Source organism: Clostridium sp. AF02-29 (assembly GCF_934835585.1).
Lineage (GTDB): Bacteria > Bacillota > Clostridia > Lachnospirales > Lachnospiraceae > Otoolea > Otoolea fessa.
Genome location: NZ_CAKVZK010000038.1, coordinates 1 through 24999 on the forward strand (window position 1 = coordinate 1; position 24999 = coordinate 24999).

A 24999-nucleotide genomic window follows, 5' to 3' on the forward strand; every position below is an offset into this window, starting at 1 on the left:
CCCGCTGCAATGCGGAAGTTTTTAATCACATGGCTCTTTCGGATTCCGGACACCTCATCGTGAAGCACCCGTTCCTGATACGGAAGCATCGTGTGAATTACCACATTCTGTACCCGCGAAAAGAACGGGTCGTCTATTTTTACCTGTTTCAAATCAATGAAACTTGTCTCCTTTTTTATCATTCACAGAAAACCTCCTGATTTATTATTCACTTATCCGTAAGCGCCTATCAATAATCTGAAAAAGACTTCTTTTTTTGTATGTTTTCTTATAAGTATACCATTCAAATAGCGGAAAAGCGATCTAACACATTTTGCATATTATAGAAAAGAATACGCGTATTTTTATAGAACAAAATCAGCCTGATTTCATTCTTTCTTTTTCTCTGATTTTTCTTTATTTTTCATTCATCCCCTCTTATTTTCCCAAGTAGAGTGTTTTATTTCTGCAAAGATAAGGGATTTTCTAAACAGATTCTTGCTGTTTTTCTCTCTATTTGATATAATAAAATTGATATTTTAAATTTGTTTAACAACCTGACAAAGTTGTCCTGTTTTTCGTTTGCTTCTCTGCGGTTCAGACAGGATTCCTGTTACGTGGCTGTTTTTATTTAAACGGGAGTACATACATCATGAATTTTATTAATTTAAACTGTCCGCCCCTTCCTTATTTTATCGTCGGAGGCGGATGTGTTTACCGCCCCGGCGATATCCATGAGCGCCGGACGATCCGAAATGTCTTTGATCTTATCTATGTTCACAGCGGAACTTTGTATCTCGAACAGGATCCGTTCCGCGTTGAACTGAATGCCGGGCAGTTTTTTATCATTACCCCCGACACCCCGCACCGCGGCAGCCGCGTCTGCCAGGAAAAGACCACGACGAGCTGGGTGCATTTCTATACCAACGGCAAATACAGCCTGTCCGATGAATTTTACCCGGACAACGTAACCCGGCGCGCCGCGCCGAAATTTTACTATTCGCCGCAGAATTTCATTCTCTCCCTGCCGCGCACCGGCACCGTGCCGGAAGCCAACCGGGAGAAGCTGGAAAAGTATCTGCAGCGGATGAACCTGGTTTCTTTCAGCAAATACACACAGAAAAAGAGCTTTCCGTCCTCCGTGCGGACGCCGTTTGAGCTCCAGAATGATTTCATTGAATTTCTCCAGGTTCTCTATGCGCCGTACTGCTACAGCCGCGAGAAGGAAAGCATCGCCCGGACGCTGCGCGACTATCTGGATGCCCACTACACGGAGGAGATCTCCTTAAACGATCTGGCGCGCCAGTATTCCTACAGCCCGTCCCACTTAATCCGCAGCTTCCACCAGGCATACGGCGCCAGCCCGATGCAGTACCTGAAAAAACTACGCATCGAACACGCCTCCCAGCTTCTCCTCCACTCCGACGCCACGATCCAATCAGTCGGTGAGATGGTAGGACTGCGGATCCCATCCTATTTTATCCGCGTATTTAAGCAGGAGATCGGCATCACCCCGGCGCAGTACCGGATGTTTTACGCAGAAGAGAATGGGGGGAGTGAGGCGCCTTAGAGGCGATTCACAGCTGGTGTTTTTTACTATCTATTTGTTTTCGTAAGAACTGTCATGAGCGTGGCAGTTCTTTTTTATACACAAACCAGTGAACAGTTTTTTAATGTATCTATCAGTTCCTCTACATCAGCTATTGTTTAAGTCAGTTATCCGCACATTGAAAATCCTTTATATTTAATGTAACACTGTGTGTATACAAAGGAGGAAATTCCGAATTGAAAACTGTCACGATTAAACTTCGCATTCATAAACTTCTGGCTGAAAAACGTCTGACGAAATACCGTTTTATCGCCATGACCGGGCTTGGCTATAAAAATGCCAGCCGGATTCTGGACAATGAAACTGAATCCATCCGCTTCAGCACCATCGCCCGCATCTGCTCCGCACTGGACTGTACGCCCGGCGATCTATTTGAAGTTCATGAGGAAGAAGATCCTTACGATGGAATGTATTAAACATTCGGAAACAAGTGATTTCATGTGCGGATCGCACGCAAAAAAAGAGCTGTCAACCGACGCTTTGCACCGGCTTTTGTGACAGCTCTTTTTGGTGATCCTATTTTTAAAAACAGAAGCGGTACCGCCTCTGAAAAGACAGTACCGCTTAACCTATCCGAATATTATATATAAGGTGTCCACCAGCAAGATACCTTACCAGTCATCCCGTCCATACTCTTCCCGCTCATCCAGGGCATCATCTACACCATCGGCATATTCTGAATCCCGGCGATAGCGATCCCAGTCATAATCATCGCCTTCCATAACATCATCATATCCTGCATCATAAGCCGCATAGGGATTCTGGAGATTCTTTTGCACCGGTGGTATTCCCCTCTGCACAGGTGTGTTTTTACGGCTCCGTTGTTTCAGTTCCCACAAGGGATCCTCTTCTATCCGCTTAAGATATTCCTCGTAGCTTCTTGATTCCTCTTCTTCTTTTTTCTTCTGTAATTCTATCAGCTCAGCCCGTTCTCTTTTTTTACGTTCCTCTTCTTCCCGTTTACTTTCTTCTATCTTCTCTGCCCTGTGCTGTTCACAGTATATGCCATCAAAGGCCAGATTGTAACATCCTTCTTCCCAGCACTTATACGGATATAGCAGAACCACGAGAAGTCCACAGCCCATCGCACAGATAAGCAGCGTACAGAGAGCCTGGCGATGCTTTCCAAACCAGTTTTTCATTCCTGCTGCCAGACGGTTTTCTTTTTTCTCTGTTTCCTTCTCAGATTCAGGACTCTCTTCTTTCTTTTTCTTCCGGGACTCCATCCACCAGGTCAGTTCGGCATCCAGCAAAAACAACGGTATCAGACATGTAAAGGTGCCAACAAACAGCATCAAAGCATTGCCCGAATCTCCATGCACGCTTCTCGCATACTGGTAATGGCACTCTTCGTCATACCAACTATACAGACTCCAGGCATATGCCCCCAGAATGCCGATCAGAACTATCCATTTTATCTGCTTTTCTTTCCGCAGGATTCTCATGACGAGAAGTGCTCCTGCCATCGCAAACAGGAAACCTATCTTTAGATACACCGGTGCCGCCACCAGAGAAATCCAGGCTGTATATACCGGATAAAAGACACCAATAACCACTATCACAATCATCAGAATTCCAGACTCCATAGCTATACCCCCTATTAAGTCCATCTTACCACAAATGCGGATGCTTAGGTGGGTTATTTATGCCCCTTGAAGAAAATATCCACTTATGATAGCCTGCCCCGGATTACAAAGGCACGTATATGCTTGCTGTATCTCCCTTGTAATGCAAAAAGCTGCCGCAGATCAGAAAGTTTTTTTCCGATCTGCAGCAGCTTTTTATCTCATTCTTATTATTTTCTTCCTATTCTCTTAAGCTCCAGAATCCTCTGGTTCCGGCTTCCGCGAAACTGCAGGGTCAGATCCTTCTCTGCTTCCACGAACTCTCCGTCCACCAGCACATCCACATAGGACAGCATCTCGTCTGTCACCTCTGTATGGACCACGCCGCCGGCTGCCAGATCCCGATCCCAGAGATAGCCGCTGTAGCACCAGATATCCTTCTCCGGATACGTCTCGCGCACCTTCTGAAGTAAATGTACCAGCTCCACCTGGTTTTCCGGCTCAAACGGTTCTCCGCCGAGCAGCGTAAAGCCCTGTATATATCCCGGCTCCAATGCCGCTAAAATCTCTTTCTCCGTCTCTTCTGTATATAACTGTCCATATCGGAAATCCCACGTCTCCGCATTGAAACAGCCCTTGCAGTGATGGCGACAGCCCGACACAAACAAGCTGACGCGCACGCCAGGACCGTTGGCAATATCATGCTTTTTGATGGTTCCGTAATACATATCTTCCTCCCCTAGACCAATGTACTCTCGGAGGCTTTCACCACATCCTACAGATGCAGCACCCGATCGCGGATCTCCTGGGTACGTCCCTGATTCCAGAACTGAGTTCCGATGTAGCCGCAGGTACGGCGTGCGACAAAGAGCTTGTTCTGGTCGCGGTTGCCGCAGTTCGGGCACTCCCACACCAGCTTGCCAGCCTCATCCTCAACAATCTTGATCTCGCCGTCATAGCCACACTTCTCACAGAAATCACTCTTGGTGTTCAGCTCCGCATACATAATATTATTGTAGATAAACTGCATCACAGAGAGAACTGCCGGAATATTAGTCTGCATATTCGGCACCTCGATGTAGCTGATCGCACCGCCCGGGGAAAGCTTCTGGAACTCTGCCTCAAATTTCAGCTTACTGAACGCGTCAATCTTCTCGGATACGTGTACATGGTAGCTGTTCGTGATATAGTTCTTATCCGTAACGCCCGGAATGATACCGAAGCGCTTCTGCAGGCATTTTGCAAATTTATAAGTCGTAGACTCCATCGGCGTGCCGTATACAGAATAGCTGATGTTCTCCGCTTCTCTCCACTCTTTGCATTTATCATTCAGACGCTGCATAACTTTCAGTGCAAATGGCTTCGCCTCCGGATCGGTGTGGGATTTTCCTAACATCCGCATACACATCTCATACAGACCTGCATATCCCAGAGAAATCGTAGAATAGCCGTTGTACAGGAGTTTGTCGATCGTCTCACCCTTTTTCAGGCGGGCAAGCGCACCATTCTGCCACAGAATCGGCGCCACATCGGAGATCGTGCCGAGCAGTCTCTCATGACGGCAGCGGAGCGCACGATGGCACAGTTCCAGTCTCTCATCGAGAATCTGCCAGAAACGGTCCATATCTCCCTCCGAAGAACAAGCCACATCGACCAGGTTAATCGTGACAACACCCTGGTTGAAACGTCCATAGAATTTATGCCTGCCGTTCGGCAGCATCTGGGAATCCTCTACCGTCAGGAAAGAACGGCAGCCCATGCACGGGTAAACCTCGCCCTTCTTTAATTCTTTCATAATCTTAGCGGAAATGTAGTCCGGAACCATCCGTTTCGCGGTACATTTCGCTGCCAGCTCAGTCAGGTGCCAATATTTCGAACCTTCCGTAATATTGTCCTCATCCAGCACATAGATAAGTTTCGGGAACGCCGGTGTGATCCAGACGCCCTTTTCATTCTTGACGCCCTGCATTCTCTGCAGCATCACTTCCTCGATGATCATCGCAAGGTCATCTCTGGTCCGTCCCTCCGGGACCTCGTCCAGATACATAAATACCGTGACAAACGGAGCCTGTCCGTTACAGGTCATCAGGGTGATAAGCTGGTACTGGATCGTCTGGATGCCGCTCTTAACCTCCTCGCGCAGACGGCGTTCGGTCACGCGGTTGATGATATCCTCATCCAGTGCCTCGCCGCACTCGGTGCGCTCTGCAATCACGTTCTTGCGCAGCTTCTGACGGCTGATGTCCACAAACGGTGCCAGATGCGCCAGAGTAAAGGACTGTCCGCCATACTGGTTGCTGGCTACCTGCGCCACGATCTGGGTGGTCACGTTGCAGGCCGTAAAGAAACTGTGCGGCTTCTCGATCATCGTCTCACTGATCACAGTGCCATTCTGCAGCATATCCTCCAGATTGATCAGGTCGCAGTTGTGCTCCTTCTGTGCAAAATAGTCGGTATCATGGAAATGGATGATGCCTTCCTCATGCGCGCGGACGATCTCCTCCGGCAGCAGCACACGCTTGGATAAGTCCTTGCTGACCTCGCCCGCCATGTAGTCACGCTGGGTCGAGTTGATGACCGGATTCTTGTTGGAGTTTTCCTGATTCACTTCTTCATTAATATGGTCCAAAAGTGCCAGGATGCCGTTATCGGTCGTGTTGGACTTGCGTTTTAACTCCCTGCGGTAGCGGTAGCGCACATATTTCTGTGCAACCTCATAACCACGCATCTCCATAATGCTGGTCTCTACCATATCCTGGATGTCTTCCACATTCACCGCGTGCGGCGTCTCCTGCACCTGCTCGGCGATCGTATCTGCAATCGCTTCAATCTGGTACGGGTTCATCTGGTGAATACGCTCCACATTGCCGTTCGCTTTCGTGATCGCATTTACGATCTTCGCCCGGTCAAAATGTACTTCTTCTCCATTTCGTTTGATTACATTGGTTGTTACTGTGTCTTCCATCCCTGTTCCCTCTCCTTACCCTTAAGCCCGTTTTATGACTTGTCTTCTATAATCTATAAATTGACTCGCCGGTTCCTGTTTCTGTGATTTCTCTTTCTACTTTTATGGCATACATCGAACATCCATCTGTATCCATTTCCCGTCCCCCAGCTTACTCTCATTTCCTCATTCATGAGAGCAGCGCCTTCTTCTGACAGGCTATTTTTCATGTCCGGATGCCTTCACTGACAGGATTCTTTTCCGTTCCGACTTGTCTTACGATTGGCTTTATTTTTGATTTGTATTTAGGTAATTTTTAGAATTACACACAAAATATTGAACTCGTTTTCTTTCATAACACAATATATAGTGTGTTCGTCGTGACGTATTTAAGCATACACCAATTAGATTAAAAATGGAAGAGGATTCCCCTATATTTTTTCGAATCAGAATTTTGCACAAAAATCATTTTCTCCCTTTACAAACACCCAAATCTGTGATCCCCTTTCCACGACGTTCTTTCCAGACTTATCCACCGTCCCATGTGCAAAACCCACCTCGTCATTTCTCCCATGGCTACATCCCATATACCCTCTGAGTCTCCTTCGCCCATGCCCTTATCTGTTTTAAAAATACCGAAAATAATGCTTTTTAAAATATTTTTAAAAATATTTAAAAAACTGTTGACATTTTATTCTGGATGGAGTAGAATAACACATGTCTTACGGATGAGGCATCCGCAAGAAAACAAAATAAGCGCCTTTAGCTCAGTTGGTAGAGCAGTAGACTCTTAATCTATTTGTCCAGGGTTCGAGTCCCTGAAGGCGCACTATCAAGTGCTTGTTTCGCAGACCGAGAGCTGTGGGGCAGGCACTTTGTGCGTTAGCAATGAGGCGTGCAAAGAAAAAAAGAGATGGCGGATGACGCGTTGTGCTTGCACATAAGCAGCATCCGTTATCTCTTTTTTTCTTTATAGGGCGAATGCCCGACAGCGAGGAAAAGCGCCAGCTTTTTCGAGCTGCCGCACGCCGGATTTCAAAGATGCGACTCTTTTCAAACTGCCCCACGCCGGACTCCAAAGACGCAGCTTTTACAGCGCCCGCCCAATCGCCTTCTCCACTTCCTTCTTTGAACTAGCGCCGACTTCCTTGCTGAACACTTCCCCATTCCGGAAAATAATCATCGTCGGGATCGACATAACCTTATACTGGACTGCAATATCCGGGTTCTCATCGACATTCAGCTTTCCGATCTTCACTCTTCCCTCATACTCACCCGCCAGCTGCCCGATCACCGGCGCCATCATCTGGCACGGACCGCACCAGTCTGCATAAAAATCAACCAATACCGGAATCTCCGATTTCAGTACCTCCTCCTCAAAATTCGCGGTCGTAAACTTCATCTCCATCACTCATTTCCTCCTTTCGTTCTATCCATACAGGCAGTCAACAGAAGTGCCCTGTTTCTCTTTACGACGGCTTCTTTTTACCGCCTCCCAGTGCCTTTGCTGCCTCTTCCATCGATTTTTTCCATTTTAACGCCTGTTTATTCAGTTCCACCTTATCGCTGGTCGCCTGAATAAGTTTTCGTGTAAGCTGCTTTTTAATATCCATTCCTGACTTCTGGCAAACGCTCTGCGCGCCTCGTTACCATTCATGTGAGTCCAGGTTTCTCACAAAAAGCACCGCCGCGCATCCAGCCATCCTTCTTTATATTATAGTAAATATATGCAGCTTTTATTTTCTTTATTCCGGCTCTGCCAGCTCAGATAACCGTTAAATACGACAAATTCCTGCTACCACCACGTTTTCTTACGGCACTTTCGGTTCCAAAAGTGCCTACCCGTGCCCAGTAACGATTTTCCTACCGCACTGCCACCAGCTTGCAGATCGGCTTGCCCTGCGCCGAGAACTTTGCCTCGTACTCGGTCATGACGTTGCCCTCTGCCATCTCGCTGTGGTGCAGGTCACGGGTATATTCTGTGATGCGCCAGCCCGCCTCCGGGATGGCTTCCAGGGAATAGGAAAATAAATCCTGGTTGTCCGTCTTGAACTCGACTCTTCCATTCTTCTGGAGAATCTGATCGTACACTGCCATAAATGGCGGCGAGGTCAGTCTCCGTCTCGCATGGCGGTCCTTCGGCCACGGATCCGAAAAATTCAAATAAATCCGCTCTACTTCCCCCGGTCCAAAAATCTCTGCCAGTTCTCTGGCATCCTCACATAAGAAATAGATATTGGACAGTTCCATCTGTTCTCTCTTGCGGATCGCCTTTAAAAGAACCGTCGAATATTTCTCAATACCCACAAAATTCACATCCGGGTTGCGGGACGCCTGCTCCAAAATAAACTGACCTTTACCCATACCCACCTCGATACGGATCGGATGGTCATTTCCAAAAATCTGCTGCCAGGTTCCCTTCTTCTCCTTCGCCCCATGAACCACATGCGGGGTTTCTTCTATCATCTGCTCTGCGCCCGGTATATGGCGTAATCTCATCTTCGTTCCTCCTGCTGTCTACAATCTGCGCCGTCCCGGATGGACTTTCTTCCGTACCGTATCATTCCGTTGAGACGCCCCGGCTTACCCGCCGGATCTATCCTTATCTTACCATTGAAGCCCCCATTTCGCAAGCAAAGGTGCTCTATTTTCGCACCATTTTACGATCCCCGTGTTACTGTTCACGCATACGTGCCCAGTAACGGAATTTGCCGTGGCTTCGCATTTAAATACAGCAAATTCCTGCTGCCCCCACGTTTTCTTGCGGCACTTTCGGTTCCAAAAATGCCTGCCCATAAACAGCCTCCACTCTCCTCCATGCCGTCCTTTCTAATCCGTCCGACTTTGTGTCCTTTTCTTACGAATTTCATAACTTTTCCAATTTTTATCATTTTATAGATGAATAATTCAAGCGATTATATTATAATAATTTTAGAACAAAACCAAACATACGGTCACGAAATGACTGCCGTCTTTTCACCCGTTCGCCGGACATTCAAAAGTCAGTATCCGTCCGGGAACAGCCGCCGGCACACCGGTTTCGGACCTGCATCATATACACAGGAGGATATGCCTATGGGAACAACAGCTAACACAGGTCAGAGCACCTGGGAACAGATCCACGGCGGGGTCCGCGAGACCGAGCGCCTGATCGGACAGAAGAATTATAACCTGGCGATGGTGAAAGCCCGCCAGACCCTTGAATACATGGTCAAATGCCTCTGCGAGCGGTATGGCATTCTGGAAACCGGTCTTCTGGAGATGATCGACGCCCTCTACAGCGCCGGAAAAATCAGCAAGACCACCTGCGAACATTACCACAAGATCCGCACGATCGGCAACAAGGCGATCCATGAGGGAGACAACAGCGCCTACAACGCCAATCAGGCGCATCACCTTCTGTCGCAGGAGGTCTACACCTTCGCAAATGACTACAATGACACAAAAAAATCCACCCGGGCTTCCCGAAGTGCAGCTCCAACCCCCGCTTCTTCCCGCCTTCGCGGGAACAGCCGACATTCCTCTGCCAGCTCTGGAAACGGAAAACCTGCCGGCACACGTTCCGGCAGCTCCGAGGGACGCCGTCCGCGCGCCTATGCAGGCGGTCCGTCTTTTGAATTTCGAAGCATTATTAAACCAGTGCTTCTGATTATTATTATCATCCTGCTGCTTTTGATCATCAAGATGATACGCCCTGCGACGGATGCCAAACCGGATTCTACTGCAGCCGTCAGCACCGAATCGCTGGCTCCAGAAACCGAGGCAGAGACCGTTGCCGCAGAATCGACCGTTTACCGGACCACCGACACAGTCAATGTCCGTCCGGAACCATCCACCGACACCGACAGGATTGGTGTTCTAGCACCAGATACCGATGTGGAATATCTCCGTGATTACGACGAAAAATGGGCGGTAATCAGCTACAACGGACAGGAAGCCTACGTTTCCAGAGACTTTATCCGGCAGGTTTCGCAGTAATCAGCCAAAAAAGGAACCATACATGCAGTGATTCTTCTCCCTGACATACATGGTTCCTTTTCATTTTCTTTGTACAATGGTTCATCACTTTCGCAATTATACTTTCCGCAATGAATCCCTGAATTTACTCAACTCAAATTTTACTTCAAATCCCGAATTTTCTCCGCCAGCGGCACAATCTCCTCCAGCGAATTTAACTCATAGTCCGCCAGACTCCGGTCAAAGGAAAAACGGTTATCGATGAGCGCCGCCACTGTCATTCCCGCGCAGTGCCCCGCCGTGATGCCGACCGTCGAATCCTCAATCACAAGGCACTCCTCCGGCTGCAGGCCCATCTGCTCCGCCGTATAGAGGTAAACCGCCGGATCCGGCTTGCTGCGCTTGAACGTACTCGCACTGATCATCCGCTCCAGACGGGACGCCACGCCATTTTCCTTTAAAATGCGCTCCACCTGCTCAATATTCGTCGCGGATGCGACCGCCAGCCGGAAGCCCTTTGCTTTCAGGCGATCCATCACATCCAGAATCTCCGGGCGGAAGATCGAGAGATAATCAATCGAATTAAAAATGTCCGTCCAGCGCCCCAGATACTCGTCATGCAGCTCCTGCCAGGTCTGACCATTGTGGATCGCCTTCTCCACAACCATCCAGCAGTCCTGCTTCGTCGTCCCCACCGTCCCGTGCAGACTCTCCAGAGTCACCTCCGGATTTTTCGTTTTTGCATATTCATACAGATAATTCAGATAAATTCCTTCACTGTCAATGATGACCCCATCCATATCAAAGATGACTGCCTTTATCATATTCGTATCCTCTCTCTTTCTGCTCCAGATTATAACATCTCCCCCCAGTATACAGGAATCCCCCGCCAGCTGGCAAGCCCCTATTCCACCCTCCCGCCATTCTTTCGAAAAATTTATTACTGTTCACGCATCGTGCCCAGTAACGGAATTTACCGTGGCTTCGCATTTAAATACGGCAAATTCCTGCTGCCACCATGTTTTCTTACGGCACTTTCGGTTCCAAAAGTGCCTACCCGTAAACAGTAACAAAAATTTCACATATTTTTCCATTCCGCGCCTTTTCATGCTTCCCCGAAACTGTTATACTGGATAGCGAAGCGGAAACTTTAACATACAGAGCCGTTTCAAGGAAAATAGAACAAACGACCTCTTTACAAATTTATCACATAAAATGAAAGGCTGCAGCTGTACCACAACCTGACAGCCGCGAAAGGTTTTATATGACACAGAAAAAAACATATTTAAGCTGGCTTCTGGGGCTTATCTGTGCTTTCAGTCTGATGATCGTGTTTCTGATCACCTCGGTGGAAGCCGTCGCCTACTGGACGCCGCATTATTATGAAAATGAATATACCCGCTACCAGGTTGCCGATGATGTCCATATGGAGATGGACGACCTGCTTTACGTGACGGACGAGATGATGGCGTATCTGCGCGGCAGCCGCGACGATCTGAACATTGACACCGTCGTAGACGGGACGCCGCGCGAATTTTTCAACGCCAGGGAGAAGGCGCACATGGCGGATGTCCGCAACCTCTTTCTCGGAGGACTGGCGCTGCGCCGCCTCTGCCTGTTTCTGGCAGCGGCATCGGTTGCACTGCTGGCACTTTTAAAGCTTCCGTTAAAACATCTGCTGCCACGGATGCTCTGCGCCGGGACGGTTTTATTTCTGGGCGTGACCGCCCTGCTTGCCGGGATCATTTCCACTGATTTTACGAAATATTTTATTATTTTCCACAAAATCTTCTTTACCAACGATCTCTGGCAGCTCGATCCGCGGACCGATCTTCTGATCAACATCGTGCCGGAACCATTTTTCATGGACACCGCCGCCCGGATCGGCATCACCTTCTGCCTGATGACCGGCGCCCTGTTTTTTCTCTGCCTTGCATGTATCCTGCGGGAACACCGCAGGGGCAAATCAGGGGCAGAAAATTCCGGAAATTCCGGAGGCGGCAGCTCTCCAGGTAGTTCCAGCCACCCGGCTGCTCCGGATTTGAAGACGAAAACAGCTGGCAGCACAGGCAGCAAGTTGTCCTTGTTTTTAATTGGTACACTTTTTCTGTCCCTGCTCGCCGCCCCGATGCAGGCGCTTGCCTCCACTGAATGGCCGTCGGACATTTCGATTGCCTCCGATGCCGGGATCGTCATGGACGCCAACACCGGAGTCGTTTTATATGGAAAAAACATCCATGAAACCTACTCTCCCGCCAGTATCACGAAGGTTCTGACCTCCCTCATCGTTCTGGAGCACTGTTCCCTCGATGAGACGGTCACCTTTTCCGAGAGCGCGGTCTACAACGTGGAGTCCAACAGCAGCAGCGCCGGATACGATACAGGCGATACTGCCAGCGTCAAGGACTGCCTCTACGCCCTGCTTTTAAAATCAGCCAATGAGGCTGCCAACGCCCTCGCCGAGCACGTTGCTGGCTCCGCTGATGCATTTGCTGTTTTGATGAATGAAAAAGCCGCCGAGCTTGGGTGCCAGGATTCGCATTTTGCAAATCCGAGCGGTCTGAATAACGAGGAACACTATGTCAGCGCCTACGACATGGCGCTCATCACGCGGGCGGCATTTGAAAATCCTACGTTTGCCAAGATCGTCGAGACAACCTACTATAAACTGCCGCCGAACCAGAAAAATCCCGAGGGACAGGGCATCTCCCCGGGCAATAAGCTGGTCAAAAAGAACTGGCCGCAGTACTACCGTCCGGACGTCCTCGGCGGCAAAACCGGTTATACCTCCATCGCCCTCAACACACTGGTCAATGGTGCCAGACAGGGCGATACGACACTGATTACCGTCATCCTGCACAGCAACAACACGCAGTATGAGGATACCAGCCGGCTGCTCGACTTTGGATTTAACAATTTCCAGTCGGTCAAAATTGCAGATTATGATCAAACTTTTTCAAATATCGGAAAAGATTTGAAAATTGCAGATGTATCTACCGCCGGGGGCGAATCCCTGTCCATCGACCCAGATAGCCGCGTGGTACTTCCAAAAACAGCGGATTTCTCGGAGACAACGACCTCCTTCGACTATGAGATCCCGGCTGGCGCACCGGACGGCACGATCGCCTGTGTCACTTATTCGCTCGGCGAACACAAGGTTGGCCAGGCATATCTGACCCTCACCGACAGCAGCCAGACAGCGGCAGATATTCCCGAAAAGCTTGTATCCCAGACGGCAACAGCTGCCGCGCAGGACAGCTCCGACACTGCCCTTTCAGACGGCTCCTCGGAGGCCTTGCCGCTCTCCAATCCGCCCGAATCGGCTGCTAATCAGGAAAATAGTTCCACCGGTAAATCCTTTGGACAGCTGTTTCATATTTCCGTCCGCGTTCCACCGGCATTCATCGCCGCACTGACCGCCATTCTTGTCGTGATCGGCGCGGTCACCGCCGGCATCCGTTTTCTCCAGATGCAGCGCCGCCAGGAGGAGGACGCCCTCGCAGAACGCCGCAGACGGCGCGCGGAACGTCTGCGCGACAGCGGAATGTCCGAAGCAGATTTCGACCTGATGATGCAGGACCGCCGAACGGCGCTGGCTAAAAAAAGGAAGAAACGATCGCATAAAATCCCATAACTGACACAAAAAGAGTTACCAGATGTGGAAATTCTCTTCTTTTACCTTACTCTAAACAGGCAGGAGAAACATTTCCATATCCAGTAACTCTTTTCTATGAATTTTTTCTTTTCTCTAATTCCTATTTCATACGCTCCATCCGCTCGGCCACCTTCACTCTACTCGGCTGTTTCTGCCGCCTTTCCAGACTTCTTCGCCTTGTTGCGTTCCGCGCGCTTCTTCTTCGTTTCCTCCTTCTTCTGCTCCACGTAGGCCGCTCCCTCTTCACCGACCAGCTTCGTCGTCTTAACAGCAAAGAACGATCCGTCCTCCGACTTCTTCATCCGGATCTTTCCCTTCATATAACCGTGCTCCGGGCAGACCGCCAGACAGAAGTAAAATTTCTGGTTTGAGGAAAACCAGCGGATCTTTTTCCGCAAGGTACGGCGGCATTTGTAACAAACCATCTCCGCCACACGCCGTTCCTCCAAAATCTCTTCCTTCGTATCATGCTCACGCGACACAAATTTCGCATATTCTGGAAATTCCAGGTAGATCTCTTCCTCCTCCGTCAGCGGCGGCTGGTAATAATCCACTGAAACGTACTCCATCATGCTGTAAAAGTCCATCTCACTCATGACACGCCCCGTGTAGTACGCATCATCCAGCGCCCGGTGGAACGGGCGGTCTTCCGTGAGGTGCAATTCCTCTACCACGGTATCTAACGACTCCTTTTGCTTGGTGCCGTGGATCAGGGCATAGATTTTCTGCAAATCATAATAGAGAAGCGGCGATGGAAACTGCAGCTCCATCCCGTGATATACCATATTCCGCTGCAATTCGGTCAGATCCATCGAGCCCCACGTACAGAACCGGTAATCATCCCCGCACCATTCTAAAAATTCGGTCATCGCACGCACAAAATCCTCGCCTTCTGTGTCAAGCTGCTCGATCGACATATGCGTCACTTCTGATATCTTATAATGCATCTGCCGGTACACCCGCGGGCGGATCAGACGGCGAAATTCCGAAATGATTTGAAGATTTTTATTTAATTTTACCGCGCCTATCTCAATAATCTCAAATGGAAGCCGGTTCATCGAGCCTTCCTTGCCCGCCGGACTCTGGTTCCATTCCAGATCCAATACTATAAACTGTCCCATAATTCTCGTCTCTTTGTAACGGTTCCGTTTTCTACGCGTTACCTCTTACTTTTCTTTCTTCACGTTGTCACTGTCCATAACTTTACCACAAATCTGTGTATAAGTCCATATTAGGTTACCGGGCACACATGCGGGGACAGTAATATTTTTGTTACTATACACGGGTAGGCACTTTTGGAACCGAAAGTGCCGTAAGAAAACGTGGTGGCAGCAGGAATTTGCCGTATTTAAATGCGAAGCCACGGCAAATTCCGTTACTGGACACGTATGCGTGTACAGTAACATATTTTTTACATAGAACCACTGGCAGAGTGCTTCCATCTTTGCTATACTTCATGATAGAAAGAAGAAGCATTTCTTTTATCAGAATGCTTTCTTCTAAGCTTTATTATGCACCTTGGGAGGGGCTGCTTATGGATTTAATACAACAATTTATCGATACATACAAGATGAAATGGACATTCTACGACGCAGCCGGACGGCTCGCGGCAGAGAAACTCCAGCTCGCCCTGCAAAATGCCGGTATCCGGGCGATCGTGACCTCTCGCGCCAAGAATCCCGCCAGACTCCGCACAAAAGTGCAGCGGCGCAATTCCAGACGTGAAGAACCATACCAGACACTCGAGGAAATCTACGACGACATTGCCGATCTGTCCGGTGTACGCGTCTCCCTGTATTTCCCCGGTGACCGCGGCAAGGTAGATGCGATCATCTCGGAGCTTTTCAACATCCTGGAATTTAAACAGTTCCCGGAACAGTCGAAACCCCCGACTTACCACAAACGGTTTTCCGGCTATTGGGCGAACCATTACCGCGCGCGGATGCGCGATGAAATTTTGAATGAATCACAGAAAAAATACGGATCGGCGCGCATCGAGATCCAGGTGGCGTCCCTGATCATGCACGCCTGGTCCGAGGTTGAACATGATCTGATTTACAAGCCAATGCAGGGAACTTTATCCGAGGAAGAGCTGTCGATCTTAGATGAGTTAAATGGTCTGGTCCTTGCCGGCGAGATCGCGCTGGAACGCCTACAGGCAGCCGGAAATGAGCGGCTCCGCAGCCGCAATGCCGCGTTTGGAAGCCAGTACGAGCTGGCGTCCTATCTCTATAATTTCCTGAGCAGCCATCTCAAAACCGAGGACATCGAGCTTCGAATGGGAAATATTGCCCTGCTCTACCGGCTTTTGCAACGTTTACAGCTCACCGGTCTCAAAGATATTACCCCGATTCTGCGGTCTGTCAAATTTGAAAAGGATCGGCGCACCATTTCCCAGCAGATCATCGATCAGATTATCTCCGGCAATGAAAAGCGCTACCAGTGCTACCAGGAGCTGCGGACGGAACCGGAGACCGCCTCACCGGAAACCCTGCAGGCAGTCAACCAGTTCCTCGAGGAGTGGGTACCATTAGAGCGCCTGCTCAACAAAACTGCACGGCGCACCTCGACGCGTTCCCGCGGTGCCTTCAATATCAATACACTCAAGCGGATGGATCTCTTTGACAAAGAAATGATCAACCAGATTGTCCAGCTCCGCAAGCTGCGGAATGTCCTGATCCACGACATCGAGCTGCCGGACCAGACACAGATTCTCCGCTATACGGAGGAAGCGAAAGCACTTCTGGCACAGCTGACCGGACAGCATGACGCAATGGCAGACGGAGAAAACGGTGAGAAAAACAGCCACGCAGAAAACACATAGGACACAAACGCGCCAATCACCAAAAATGCAAAACACCAGATAACAAAAAAACACAACGATAAAAGCCATCCAGTTTTTAGCCGGATGGCTTCTTTCTTTTACATATTTGATTCTTTTCAGAACCGCTTCCAACATCGAAACACGATGTTTTACATTCTAATTTTGCATTCTAAATTCAGAAGCTTCTTAAATTAGAAATCAACCTCTGTATCATAGAAGCAGCAGGTCAGAAGTTTCGCCATCTGCTCCGGATTGATCGAACGCGGGTTGGAACCGGTACATGCATCGCCAACTGCCAGCTCTGCCACGGTTGCCAGTTTGTCATTGAATTCTTTCTCGTCAATGATTCCGCCCTCATAAAGCTTAATGCTCGGAGCGATATTTAACTGCTTGTTCATCTCTTTGATCTCGGCGATCAGAGCGTCAACCAGAGCCTCGTCGCTGTCTCCCTGTAAACCGATGAACTTCGCGATATCTGCATAACGGGAAGCTGCCTCTGGTTCCTTGGAGTTAAATTTAATAACCTTCGGAAGATACATCGCATTCGCTGCACCGTGAACGATATGTCCGCCGGAGTAAGCTGCACCTGTCTTGTGTGCCATGGAATGGACGATACCAAGCAGTGCATTGGAGAATGCCATACCTGCCAGGCATTGTGCGTTGTGCATACGTGCTCTCGCTTCTTTGTCGCCATTGTAAGATTTAACCAGATAGGTATGAATCATCTTGATTGCGTGAAGTGCCAGCGGGTCGGTGTAATCACAATGAAGTGTGGATACATACGCCTCGATCGCATGGGTCATCGCATCCATACCGGTGTTTGCGGTCAGCTTCTGCGGCATGGTCTCAGCCAGCTCCGGATCCACGATCGCTACATCTGGTGTGATATTGAAATCTGCTAACGGATATTTGATACCCTTATGATAATCGGTAATAACGCTGAATGCCGTAACCTCAGTTGCTGTACCAGAAGTAGACGGAATCGCGCAGAATTTTGCTTTTGTACGCAGTGTCGGGAAATTGAACGGAGTGATCAGATCCTCAAACTTGGTATCTGGATACTCGTAGAATGCCCACATCGCTTTCGCTGCATCAATTGGAGAACCACCGCCGATCGCTACAATCCAGTCCGGACCAAATTCCTGCATAAGCTTTGCGCCCTTCATAACGGTCTCAACGCTCGGATCTGGCTCTACTCCCTCAAACAGAGCCACTTCCATGCCAGCTTCTTTCAGATAATCTTCTACTTTCTGAAGGAAACCGAAGCGTTTCATGGAACCACCGCCAACGACAACGACTGCCTTTTTGCCTTTCAGATTTTTCAGTTCCGCTAAAGATCCTTCTCCATGATAGAGATCCCTCGGTAATGTAAATCTAGCCATATTGATACTACCTCCTGTTAATTTTTTAACCACCCTATGCCCAGATTATAGCACGCATTCTGGTGGATTTCAACTGTTTTAACTATTCACTTTTGATATATTTGTGTATTTTTCAAAAATTTTACATTTTATTACTTTGATTTCCATAGAAACTGCGTTCTTCGCTTGTCAATCATCCAACAAACTGCTTCTTTTCTCCATTTTGAACCGTTCCTTTTCTGTCTGCATAATCCCCCTGTGCCTTTGCCTCTATCATAAAGAATTCCTGCTGCCACCATGTTTTCTTACGGCACCTTCGGTTCCAAAAGTGCCTACCCGTAAACAGTAACGGAATTTCTCCACTCCTATTTCCATGCAAAATCTTATCTTGACATCCCTGTTTTTCCGTACTATAACAAGGGCAAGCATAAGCCGCCTGTGCGCTTATGCCCGTTTCATAGCACCTTACAGATTATATCTGTACAAGACTGACACGGAGGACATTATAATATGAAACAAAACTCACGAATCCAACTGGAAAACACCTTGATCGGCGCACTTGGCGTTCTTTCCCTTGTACTTTTTATTCTCAGCTTCCTGCCAGGGCTGGGACTGGCAAACCGCGTCGGTATCCTTCTGGAAATGGGGCACATGGTACAGCGTGCCTTTTCTGTCGTGCTCTTCATCCTGACCTTCCAGCTTTGGAAACGGAAGCGCGCCGCCTGGAACATTGCTGTTCTCCTGCTGTTTTTAAGCTTTTTACGCGGGCTGACAGCACTTTCTTCGCCTTTGTATCTTCCATTTCATCTGGCAGAAGCCGTATTATTTCTGCTTCTCCTGTGTTTTCGGAAGGACTTCTGCTGCCCGTCTGACCGGCGCAGCCTCGGACGCTCTCTCCTGTTTCTGCTGCTGGCACTGGCAGGCATCATCGTCAATGCCGGTATCAGCTATCATTTTTCGGTAAAACCGCTAGGAGAAACCTCACTTGACTCACTGATGGATAGTCTCATTCAGGGTACTGCCATGATTTTCGGCATGGGAAATCCGAGCAATGTTTCACGTGAAACACATGTAGTCGAACTGGTTACATTCTGGTTCAGCTGGGGCTGCATCCTCGCCTCCATTCTGTATGCGGTCCGCCCATGGCTGCTGCATCCAGTCAGCCATGCTTCGGATTTGATGCATGCCCGCACCCTCGTCAACCTGTACAGCCAGAATCCCAGCGCCTATTTGACGCTGGAGGATGACAAGCTCCTATATTTCGGTCACAAGGTGGACGGCGTCATCCCCTACGGAGTCGTCGGCAGCACCATCGTTATCAACGGCGATCCTATCTGCGCGGACAGCGATTTTCCGGTTCTCCTGGCAGAATTTAAAGAATTTTGCCAGCGCAGCGCTCACAACCTGTTTTTTATCAGCGTCACTGACCATTTTCTGGAAGAATATAAGAAGCAGGGCTTTGGATGGGTCAAAAACGGGGAGGAAGCCCGTTTCCACCTTGCGGACTATGAAATCTCTGGCAAGAAAGGCGCCAAGATGCGTATGAACATCAACCACGCCCGGAAAGCCGGGGTCGTCGTCCATGAATACTGCCCGCTGAAACAGCGGGATGCACAGATTGAGGCAGATCTGAACCGCATCACGAACGAATGGCTGCAACAGAAAAAGAGTTCGATGCTGACTTTCGTTATGGGAACTGTCGGGCTGGAAAATCCGATGGACAAGCGATATTTCTACGCCACCGACGCCGACGGAAAAATCGTGGCATTCATCGTGTTTGTCCCATTTCTCGGCAAAAGAGGCTACATGGCGGACGTCACCCGCCATGGAACCGGCGCACCGAGCGGCGTGATGGAGACGATTCTTTACGACGCATTTCAGGTTTTCAAAGACGAGGGCATTGAGTATGGCAGCCTCGGTGTTGCCCCGCTCGCTGGCTTGGAAAATGACAGCCCTAATCCGGTCGAAAAGCTGCTCTGCTTCGCTTACGACCACCTGAATGACTGTTATGGATTCCGCGACCTCTACCGTGCCAAGGAAAAATACAGCCCGACCGAATGGGTTCCTTCCTATTATATTTACCTGCCGAAGATTCCAACACCAGACATGTTTTATGCCCTTGTGACGATTCAGAATCCGCATCAGATCCGCGAGGCAGCGGAGGATCTGGTAAAAGGATGGGCGCAGCGACTGAGAAACAAGAGGACTTCCCCGACACATCAGAGTAAACCATCTCGCCAGGTAAGTTGGGCTGCTTCTTCCAGCACGAAGCAGCCCGACACAAGAAAGCAGCCAGATGCAGATAAAAAGGCAGACTAAACTTAGCTTTTATCATGCTGGATGCAGCCTGATAAATTTCATTTTTTCACCAGAAAAGAGGCACTCTTACGATGAAACATTCCGGTTATCTTACCACCTCCGGCGCAGAAATCTACTATGAACAGTACGGTTGCGGCACACCGCTCCTTATCCTGCATGGAAACAGCCAGTCCCTTGCCGTTTTTTATCCATTTCTGCGCACGTTTCTGCCCGATTTTCAGGTAATTCTGATGGACAGCCGGGGACATGGACGTTCCCGGCTGTCTGTCCACACAGCGCTCCACGGGTTCTCTACAGAGGATATGGCAGACGACGTTATCGCCCTGCTTAACCACTTACATCTTTCCTCCGTCCACCTGCTGGGATTCAGCGATGGTGCCAATATCGGGCTGGAGATCGCATGCAAATACCCGGAGCGGCTGAAAACGCTCATCTGTATCAGCGCCAACGCCTCACCGGACGGGCTGCTCACGCCGCTGCACCTTGCCGCCCAAATGCTGCACAGCATTTTAAATCTCCTGGGGAATCTCCTGCTGCCTGTTTTAAAATGCAGCTTCTCTTCTGCCTCTGCATCCTCCGGGTCCTCTGCGGTCTCTGCACTGTCCACCCCGAAAGTTTCCCTGCCATTTCAGAAGAATTTCTCTGTTTCCGCCACATCCGCAGTTTGTGCCGACAAAGAAAGGCAATGCCATTTCGGATCAATTTTCCCCCGGATTCCGGCAGAACAAAAAAAGAAGCCTGACTTTCTTACCCGGCTGACGCACCGCGTCCTCCGCCGTCGAAATCTGACTTCTCTTTTACTTCACTCGCCCCGTTTAAGTGCCCGGAAATTGCAAACCATCTCCGTTCCTGTGCTGCTGATCGCCGGAACCCGGGATCTCATTAAGCCCTCACACTCCCGCTGGTTAGCAAGGCAGATTCCAACCAGTCGGCTTCTTTTAATGACCGGGGGACGGCATACTTCCATATTCCGGACACCGACGCCTTATCTGCGCGCAATTCTGGCATTTCTGCGCCGCAGCTAAAGTCTCCTTACTCTTCCTGCTGCTCCGCTTTCCTTGCTCCATTCACTTTTAGGTTCTATACTTTTCCTCTTCAAGCATCTCTACCGGACAGCATCCGCAGCTGCGGTGTTTCGAGCACTCAAAGCACCTCTCAGCACAACTTCCGCCCATTATCCACTTCTTCCTTCTGGCAGATCTCATCCAGCACCCAGTTTCCATCTTCCAGAACAAACCTCCAATATTCGAAGAAATCTTCCATTTTCCGGGAGCCCTTCAAAAGTTCTCCTGTTTCTTCGTGATACACATAGTCGATCATCTTTCCATGGATCAAATACCAGATATAGTCGCGGTCGTCGCCGTCCTCATTCTCCGCTTCCACCAAAATCGCATCCAGAAGCTGGATTCCTTCCATGACAAACACCTCATGGCGCATCCTGCTCCACTCAAATTTCGTCTGAAACTCCTGCTGCATCTTCTGGCTCAGGTAAGGATACCCTTTTTCCAGATCACGATCCCGCCAGCATTCCTGAATCCGGTAATATGATTCCCGCACCCGCTCCTGTATCTCACTCCGATCCCAATGATCTTCTCCGATGGAAAATTCTTTCAATTTTTCACGGGCTACTGCCTGTTTCTTTTTTGCCCGGTGCAGGTATGTAATGGTTCCGGCACTTCCCAGAATCACAAAGGTTCCCGTAAGCAAAAGCGCCTGAAACGCACCCGCCCGTCCGCCTTGTCCCCGGCTGCTGCTTGTATGATGATGGGAAGAACCACCTCCGCCACCTCCGCCGCCTCCGCCGCCGGAAGCACCTCCCGCTCTGGCAAAGGCGGTAAAAGATCCAAGAACCATCATGGCTGCTGTCAGGCAAAGCAGACGGACGAACGTTTTCCGGCACAGGTGACCTTTCTTTCCCAATCTGGAACCCACCCTGATTCCGCCGTTTTCATTTTCTCCCCTGCTTCTCCCCGTTGCTTTCACATCTCTCATATGAATTCTCCTAAAATCTCCCACACCTACTCGTGCTGCTGATCCTCCGGCTCCCTGCAGACATCCACCCAGCCTTTCGCTCCGGACACTTCTTCCAACTCCGGGATCGTGAGACGTACCGCGCTGTGGTCGTCTCCTGCTGCCGGATAAACCGTCTCAAAACGCTTCAGGCTCTCATCCAGATACACTTCAATTCCATCCTTGATACCAAACGGGCAGACCCCACCCGGCGCATGACCGGTAACCTCCTCCACCTGCTCAAACGGGATCATCTTTGCTTTCACGTGAAACGTATCTTTATATTTCCGGTTATCCACTTTCGCAGTACCTTCTGTCAAAATCAATACCGGCTGTTCTCCCTGCAAAAAAGACATCGTTTTCGCAATCATCCCCGGCTCCACGCCTAATGCCTCCGCTGCCAGCGCAACCGTCGCTGTGGACTCTTTTAACTCAATAACATGATCCAAAAATCCGGCTTTCTTTAAGTAACTTTCTGCTTTTTCCAGTGACATGGTTGTTTTCCTCCCGTATCCTCTATCGATTGATCTGCCGTATCAATTTCTTTTATATTTTAGAACTCATTCATCTTTCCCATCATATCACACTTTCATTTTCCATATCAATATTTCTATAGACGAAAAAAGACGGTTCCCTGCATTTGCCAGAGAACCGCCCCCTATTTCATTAATTCCTATTTTCAAGATCGTTCAGACCGCTTTTTGTAAAACCAACACAGATTTTTTGCAAATCTATCTCCAGATTTCAGATCCAAATTCCGACTTTGTTCGATTCCCTCTTATCCAGTTCCGTCCTGTATTTATCACTTCTCCCCGAAAAATAATTCCACATCGCTCTCCACGCTGTCAATTCCCGCGATTCCAAACTTTTCCACCAATACATTTACCACGTTCGGACTTAAAAATGCCGGAAGCGTCGGTCCAAGATGGATATTCTTGATACCGAGTGAGAGAAGCGCCAGAAGAACAATGACCGCCTTCTGCTCATACCAGGCAATGTTGTAAATAATCGGCAGGTCGTTGATGTCATCCAGCCCAAAAATCTCCTGCAGCTTCATCGCAATGACCGCCAGGGAATATGAATCATTGCACTGCCCCGCATCCAGAACACGCGGAATTCCTTCAATATCGCCCAGATTCAGCTTATTGTAGCGGTATTTCGCACAGCCAGCCGTCAGAATTACCGTGTCCTCCGGCAGCGCCTTTGCAAAATCGGTGTAGTAAGTGCGGCTCTTAGCACGCCCATCACACCCCGCCATGACGACAAACTTTCGGATTTTTCCCGATTTGACCGCATCCACTACCTTATCTGCCAGCGCCAGCACCTGTGCATGGGCGAAGCCGCCGACAATCTGCCCTTGCTCAATCCCGGTCGGCGGCTCACAGCGCTTCGCATGCTGGATGATCACTGAAAAATCCTTCTTTCCTCCGATTCCACCGTTGATATACGTGCAGCCCGGATATCCCGCCGCACCGGTTGTGTAGAGGCGATCCTTGTAGCTATCCTTCGGCGGCACGATGCAGTTCGTCGTCATCAGGATCGGTCCATTGAACATCTCAAATTCCTCTTTCTGACGCCACCATGCATTGCCGTAATTACCCTTAAAATTCGGATATTTCTTAAATGCCGGATAATACTGCGCCGGAAGCATCTCCGAATGCGTATATACATCGACGCCGGTTCCCTGCGTCTGCTCCAGAAGCATTTCCATATCGCGCAGATCATGTCCTGAAACAAGAATGCCCGGATTACTTCCGACACCGATATCAACCGTAGTAATCTCCGGATTTCCATAAGTCTCGGTGTTTGCTCGATCCAAAAGCGCCATTCCCCGGACACCATATTCGCCAGTTTCCAGCGTCAGGTGAATCAAATCATCCACACTCAGACCGTCATCCAGCGTCGCCGCAAGCGCCCGCTGTAAAAATGCATCCACCTCCCGGTCCTCCTGCAGCAGGACGTTCGCATGCCGGGTATAGGCAGACAAACCTTTCAAGCCATACGTAATCAAGCTGCGAAGGGAAATAATATCCTCGTTCTGCCCGATCAGAACGCCCGCTTCCGACGCTTTTTTTATAAATTCAGACGGTTCACCTGTCCAGCCAGCCGCCTCCGGCAGATTGTCCCGACGTTCCAGCTGCTCCCACAGTGCCGTCTTCATTTCCAGCGTCTTTTCAATTCTTTTTTCAATCGCCACCTTATCAAAATTGGCATTCGTGATCGTCGTAAACAGATTTTCGGTAACCAGATGGTTGACCTCATCTGCCACCGCACGTCCCTCCTCGCGAAGCCGTGTCGTCACCGCGCTGATACCTTTCGTCACCCACACAAGCAAATCCTGCATTGCCGCCACATCCGGCTGCTTACCGCAGACACCGACCACCGTACAGCCCTTGCATCCGGCCGTTTCCTGACATTGATAACAAAACATTTTCTGGTCCATTGTTCACTCCTCCTATCGCATCTATCGTGTCTTATATAATCTGCATTTCGCGTGATTTATATTCTTGATAGGGATAGATAACGAAGCTGCCTTCCATATTATCAGCACCATGATTAGAGCCATCAGCGTCAAGAATAGCGTCATCCGTGGTGCTATTTGTCATCTGATTTAAAAGTTCCGGAAGGATTTTTGCAGCCTGATACAATTTTCTGTAATCTCTGCCATAATAAAAATATCTCCATCATTTTACTTGTAATGACGGAGATATTTCGCCCTGCTTATTCTTGTAGCAACCAATCGGCTATATCATGGATTTCGATTCCTTCATAACTA

At 49.3% G+C, this 24999-nt stretch carries 20 protein-coding genes and 1 tRNA gene; 8 read left to right on the top strand and 13 right to left on the bottom strand.

Going from position 1 to position 24999, the window contains the following annotated elements; translation table 11 throughout:
• On the bottom strand, positions 1–182 hold a 182-nt coding region (locus tag PUQ60_RS09640; RefSeq protein WP_273482951.1), incomplete at its 3' end, for a hypothetical protein.
• Between the two features lie 449 nt (positions 183–631).
• Between PUQ60_RS09640 and PUQ60_RS09645 the strand changes: the two genes are divergently transcribed.
• Together PUQ60_RS09645 and PUQ60_RS09650 are read left to right on the top strand one after the other, a co-directional pair.
• Positions 632–1549 carry an AraC family transcriptional regulator gene (locus PUQ60_RS09645; protein WP_117796802.1) on the top strand — a complete coding sequence of 306 codons (918 nt, stop codon included), beginning with the start codon at positions 632–634 and terminating at the stop codon, positions 1547–1549.
• 215 nt (positions 1550–1764) lie between these two features.
• Positions 1765–2004: a helix-turn-helix transcriptional regulator gene (locus PUQ60_RS09650; RefSeq protein ID WP_022359127.1), complete on the top strand. Its 240-nt coding sequence runs from the start codon at positions 1765–1767 to the stop codon at positions 2002–2004.
• A gap of 195 nt (positions 2005–2199) precedes the next feature.
• On the opposite strand, the gene PUQ60_RS09655 is transcribed toward PUQ60_RS09650, so the two are convergent.
• The 3 genes from PUQ60_RS09655 to nrdD all read right to left on the bottom strand — a co-directional run bounded on the left by PUQ60_RS09655 (position 2200) and on the right by nrdD (position 6118).
• Positions 2200–3174 carry a hypothetical protein gene (locus tag PUQ60_RS09655; protein ID WP_273379276.1) on the bottom strand — a complete coding sequence of 325 codons (975 nt, stop codon included), beginning with the start codon at positions 3172–3174 and terminating at the stop codon, positions 2200–2202.
• Positions 3175–3383: 209 nt separating this feature from the next.
• On the bottom strand, positions 3384–3881 hold the full coding sequence (gene nrdG / locus PUQ60_RS09660) for an anaerobic ribonucleoside-triphosphate reductase activating protein (RefSeq protein WP_118672473.1): 498 nt from the start codon (positions 3879–3881) through the stop codon (positions 3384–3386).
• Positions 3882–3928: 47 nt separating this feature from the next.
• Positions 3929–6118 carry an anaerobic ribonucleoside-triphosphate reductase gene (nrdD, locus tag PUQ60_RS09665; RefSeq protein WP_118651495.1) on the bottom strand — a complete coding sequence of 730 codons (2190 nt, stop codon included), beginning with the start codon at positions 6116–6118 and terminating at the stop codon, positions 3929–3931.
• Positions 6119–6853: 735 nt separating this feature from the next.
• Between nrdD and PUQ60_RS09670 the strand changes: the two genes are divergently transcribed.
• Positions 6854–6926, top strand: a tRNA-Lys gene (locus PUQ60_RS09670).
• Positions 6927–7187: 261 nt separating this feature from the next.
• On the opposite strand, the gene trxA is transcribed toward PUQ60_RS09670, so the two are convergent.
• From trxA to trmB, 3 genes are all read right to left on the bottom strand, one after another.
• Positions 7188–7505 (bottom strand): thioredoxin, encoded by a 318-nt coding sequence (gene trxA, locus PUQ60_RS09675; RefSeq protein WP_022359131.1) that lies wholly within the window; start codon positions 7503–7505, stop codon positions 7188–7190.
• A gap of 61 nt (positions 7506–7566) precedes the next feature.
• On the bottom strand, positions 7567–7710 hold the full coding sequence (locus PUQ60_RS09680; protein ID WP_181357206.1) for a hypothetical protein: 144 nt from the start codon (positions 7708–7710) through the stop codon (positions 7567–7569).
• Between the two features lie 250 nt (positions 7711–7960).
• A complete protein-coding gene (trmB, locus tag PUQ60_RS09685; protein WP_273379280.1) occupies positions 7961–8596 on the bottom strand; it encodes a tRNA (guanosine(46)-N7)-methyltransferase TrmB in 636 nt (211 codons plus the stop codon).
• A 576-nt stretch (positions 8597–9172) separates the two neighbouring features.
• Here trmB and PUQ60_RS09690 point away from each other — a divergent pair.
• A complete protein-coding gene (locus PUQ60_RS09690) occupies positions 9173–10075 on the top strand; it encodes an SH3 domain-containing protein (protein WP_107000921.1) in 903 nt (300 codons plus the stop codon).
• Positions 10076–10215: 140 nt separating this feature from the next.
• Here the strand turns inward: PUQ60_RS09690 and PUQ60_RS09695 are convergent, their stop codons facing one another.
• The gene (locus tag PUQ60_RS09695; RefSeq protein ID WP_273379282.1) at positions 10216–10878 is read right to left on the bottom strand and encodes an HAD family phosphatase; all 663 of its coding nucleotides are present in this window, start codon (positions 10876–10878) and stop codon (positions 10216–10218) included.
• Between the two features lie 440 nt (positions 10879–11318).
• Between PUQ60_RS09695 and PUQ60_RS09700 the strand changes: the two genes are divergently transcribed.
• Positions 11319–13688 carry a TIGR01906 family membrane protein gene (locus PUQ60_RS09700; protein WP_273379284.1) on the top strand — a complete coding sequence of 790 codons (2370 nt, stop codon included), beginning with the start codon at positions 11319–11321 and terminating at the stop codon, positions 13686–13688.
• A 158-nt stretch (positions 13689–13846) separates the two neighbouring features.
• On the opposite strand, the gene PUQ60_RS09705 is transcribed toward PUQ60_RS09700, so the two are convergent.
• On the bottom strand, positions 13847–14830 hold the full coding sequence (locus PUQ60_RS09705) for a 3'-5' exonuclease (protein WP_273379287.1): 984 nt from the start codon (positions 14828–14830) through the stop codon (positions 13847–13849).
• A 413-nt stretch (positions 14831–15243) separates the two neighbouring features.
• Here PUQ60_RS09705 and PUQ60_RS09710 point away from each other — a divergent pair, with 413 nt between their 5' ends.
• Positions 15244–16533 (top strand): RelA/SpoT domain-containing protein, encoded by a 1290-nt coding sequence (locus tag PUQ60_RS09710; protein WP_273379289.1) that lies wholly within the window; start codon positions 15244–15246, stop codon positions 16531–16533.
• 191 nt (positions 16534–16724) lie between these two features.
• Here PUQ60_RS09710 and PUQ60_RS09715 read toward each other — a convergent pair whose 3' ends face one another.
• Positions 16725–17915, bottom strand: coding sequence for an iron-containing alcohol dehydrogenase (locus PUQ60_RS09715; RefSeq protein ID WP_022359140.1), 1191 nt, complete (start codon positions 17913–17915; stop codon positions 16725–16727).
• A gap of 489 nt (positions 17916–18404) precedes the next feature.
• Here PUQ60_RS09715 and PUQ60_RS09720 point away from each other — a divergent pair, with 489 nt between their 5' ends.
• Both PUQ60_RS09720 and PUQ60_RS09725 read left to right on the top strand, forming a co-directional pair.
• Positions 18405–20213, top strand: a complete 1809-nt coding sequence (locus PUQ60_RS09720; RefSeq protein WP_273379293.1) for a phosphatidylglycerol lysyltransferase domain-containing protein — start codon at positions 18405–18407, stop codon at positions 20211–20213.
• 71 nt (positions 20214–20284) lie between these two features.
• On the top strand, positions 20285–21238 hold the full coding sequence (locus tag PUQ60_RS09725) for an alpha/beta hydrolase (protein ID WP_273379295.1): 954 nt from the start codon (positions 20285–20287) through the stop codon (positions 21236–21238).
• 130 nt (positions 21239–21368) lie between these two features.
• Here PUQ60_RS09725 and PUQ60_RS09730 read toward each other — a convergent pair whose 3' ends face one another.
• The 3 genes from PUQ60_RS09730 to hcp all read right to left on the bottom strand — a co-directional run bounded on the left by PUQ60_RS09730 (position 21369) and on the right by hcp (position 24666).
• Positions 21369–22205 (bottom strand): Tim44-like domain-containing protein, encoded by an 837-nt coding sequence (locus PUQ60_RS09730; protein ID WP_273379297.1) that lies wholly within the window; start codon positions 22203–22205, stop codon positions 21369–21371.
• 26 nt (positions 22206–22231) lie between these two features.
• Positions 22232–22717: a YbaK/EbsC family protein gene (locus PUQ60_RS09735; RefSeq protein ID WP_273379298.1), complete on the bottom strand. Its 486-nt coding sequence runs from the start codon at positions 22715–22717 to the stop codon at positions 22232–22234.
• Positions 22718–23025: 308 nt separating this feature from the next.
• Positions 23026–24666 carry a hydroxylamine reductase gene (gene hcp, locus PUQ60_RS09740; RefSeq protein ID WP_273379299.1) on the bottom strand — a complete coding sequence of 547 codons (1641 nt, stop codon included), beginning with the start codon at positions 24664–24666 and terminating at the stop codon, positions 23026–23028.
• Between the last annotated feature and the right edge of the window lie 333 nt (positions 24667–24999).

Excerpts from the sequence above, each read along its gene's own strand:
- PUQ60_RS09655 (WP_273379276.1), bottom strand. The coding sequence starts at position 3,174 with ATGGAGTCTGGAATTCTGATGATTGTGATAGTGGTTATTGGTGTCTTT.
- nrdD (WP_118651495.1), bottom strand. The coding sequence starts at position 6,118 with ATGGAAGACACAGTAACAACCAATGTAATCAAACGAAATGGAGAAGAA.
- PUQ60_RS09695 (WP_273379282.1), bottom strand. The coding sequence starts at position 10,878 with ATGATAAAGGCAGTCATCTTTGATATGGATGGGGTCATCATTGACAGT.
- PUQ60_RS09705 (WP_273379287.1), bottom strand. The coding sequence starts at position 14,830 with ATGGGACAGTTTATAGTATTGGATCTGGAATGGAACCAGAGTCCGGCG.
- PUQ60_RS09680 (WP_181357206.1), bottom strand. The coding sequence starts at position 7,710 with ATGGATATTAAAAAGCAGCTTACACGAAAACTTATTCAGGCGACCAGC.
- PUQ60_RS09720 (WP_273379293.1), top strand. The coding sequence starts at position 18,405 with ATGAAACAAAACTCACGAATCCAACTGGAAAACACCTTGATCGGCGCA.
- PUQ60_RS09715 (WP_022359140.1), bottom strand. The coding sequence starts at position 17,915 with ATGGCTAGATTTACATTACCGAGGGATCTCTATCATGGAGAAGGATCT.
- hcp (WP_273379299.1), bottom strand. The coding sequence starts at position 24,666 with ATGGACCAGAAAATGTTTTGTTATCAATGTCAGGAAACGGCCGGATGC.
- trxA (WP_022359131.1), bottom strand. The coding sequence starts at position 7,505 with ATGGAGATGAAGTTTACGACCGCGAATTTTGAGGAGGAGGTACTGAAA.
- nrdG (WP_118672473.1), bottom strand. The coding sequence starts at position 3,881 with ATGTATTACGGAACCATCAAAAAGCATGATATTGCCAACGGTCCTGGC.
- PUQ60_RS09645 (WP_117796802.1), top strand. The coding sequence starts at position 632 with ATGAATTTTATTAATTTAAACTGTCCGCCCCTTCCTTATTTTATCGTC.
- PUQ60_RS09700 (WP_273379284.1), top strand. The coding sequence starts at position 11,319 with ATGACACAGAAAAAAACATATTTAAGCTGGCTTCTGGGGCTTATCTGT.
- PUQ60_RS09710 (WP_273379289.1), top strand. The coding sequence starts at position 15,244 with ATGGATTTAATACAACAATTTATCGATACATACAAGATGAAATGGACA.
- PUQ60_RS09735 (WP_273379298.1), bottom strand. The coding sequence starts at position 22,717 with ATGTCACTGGAAAAAGCAGAAAGTTACTTAAAGAAAGCCGGATTTTTG.
- trmB (WP_273379280.1), bottom strand. The coding sequence starts at position 8,596 with ATGAGATTACGCCATATACCGGGCGCAGAGCAGATGATAGAAGAAACC.
- PUQ60_RS09725 (WP_273379295.1), top strand. The coding sequence starts at position 20,285 with ATGAAACATTCCGGTTATCTTACCACCTCCGGCGCAGAAATCTACTAT.
- PUQ60_RS09730 (WP_273379297.1), bottom strand. The coding sequence starts at position 22,205 with ATGAGAGATGTGAAAGCAACGGGGAGAAGCAGGGGAGAAAATGAAAAC.
- PUQ60_RS09690 (WP_107000921.1), top strand. The coding sequence starts at position 9,173 with ATGGGAACAACAGCTAACACAGGTCAGAGCACCTGGGAACAGATCCAC.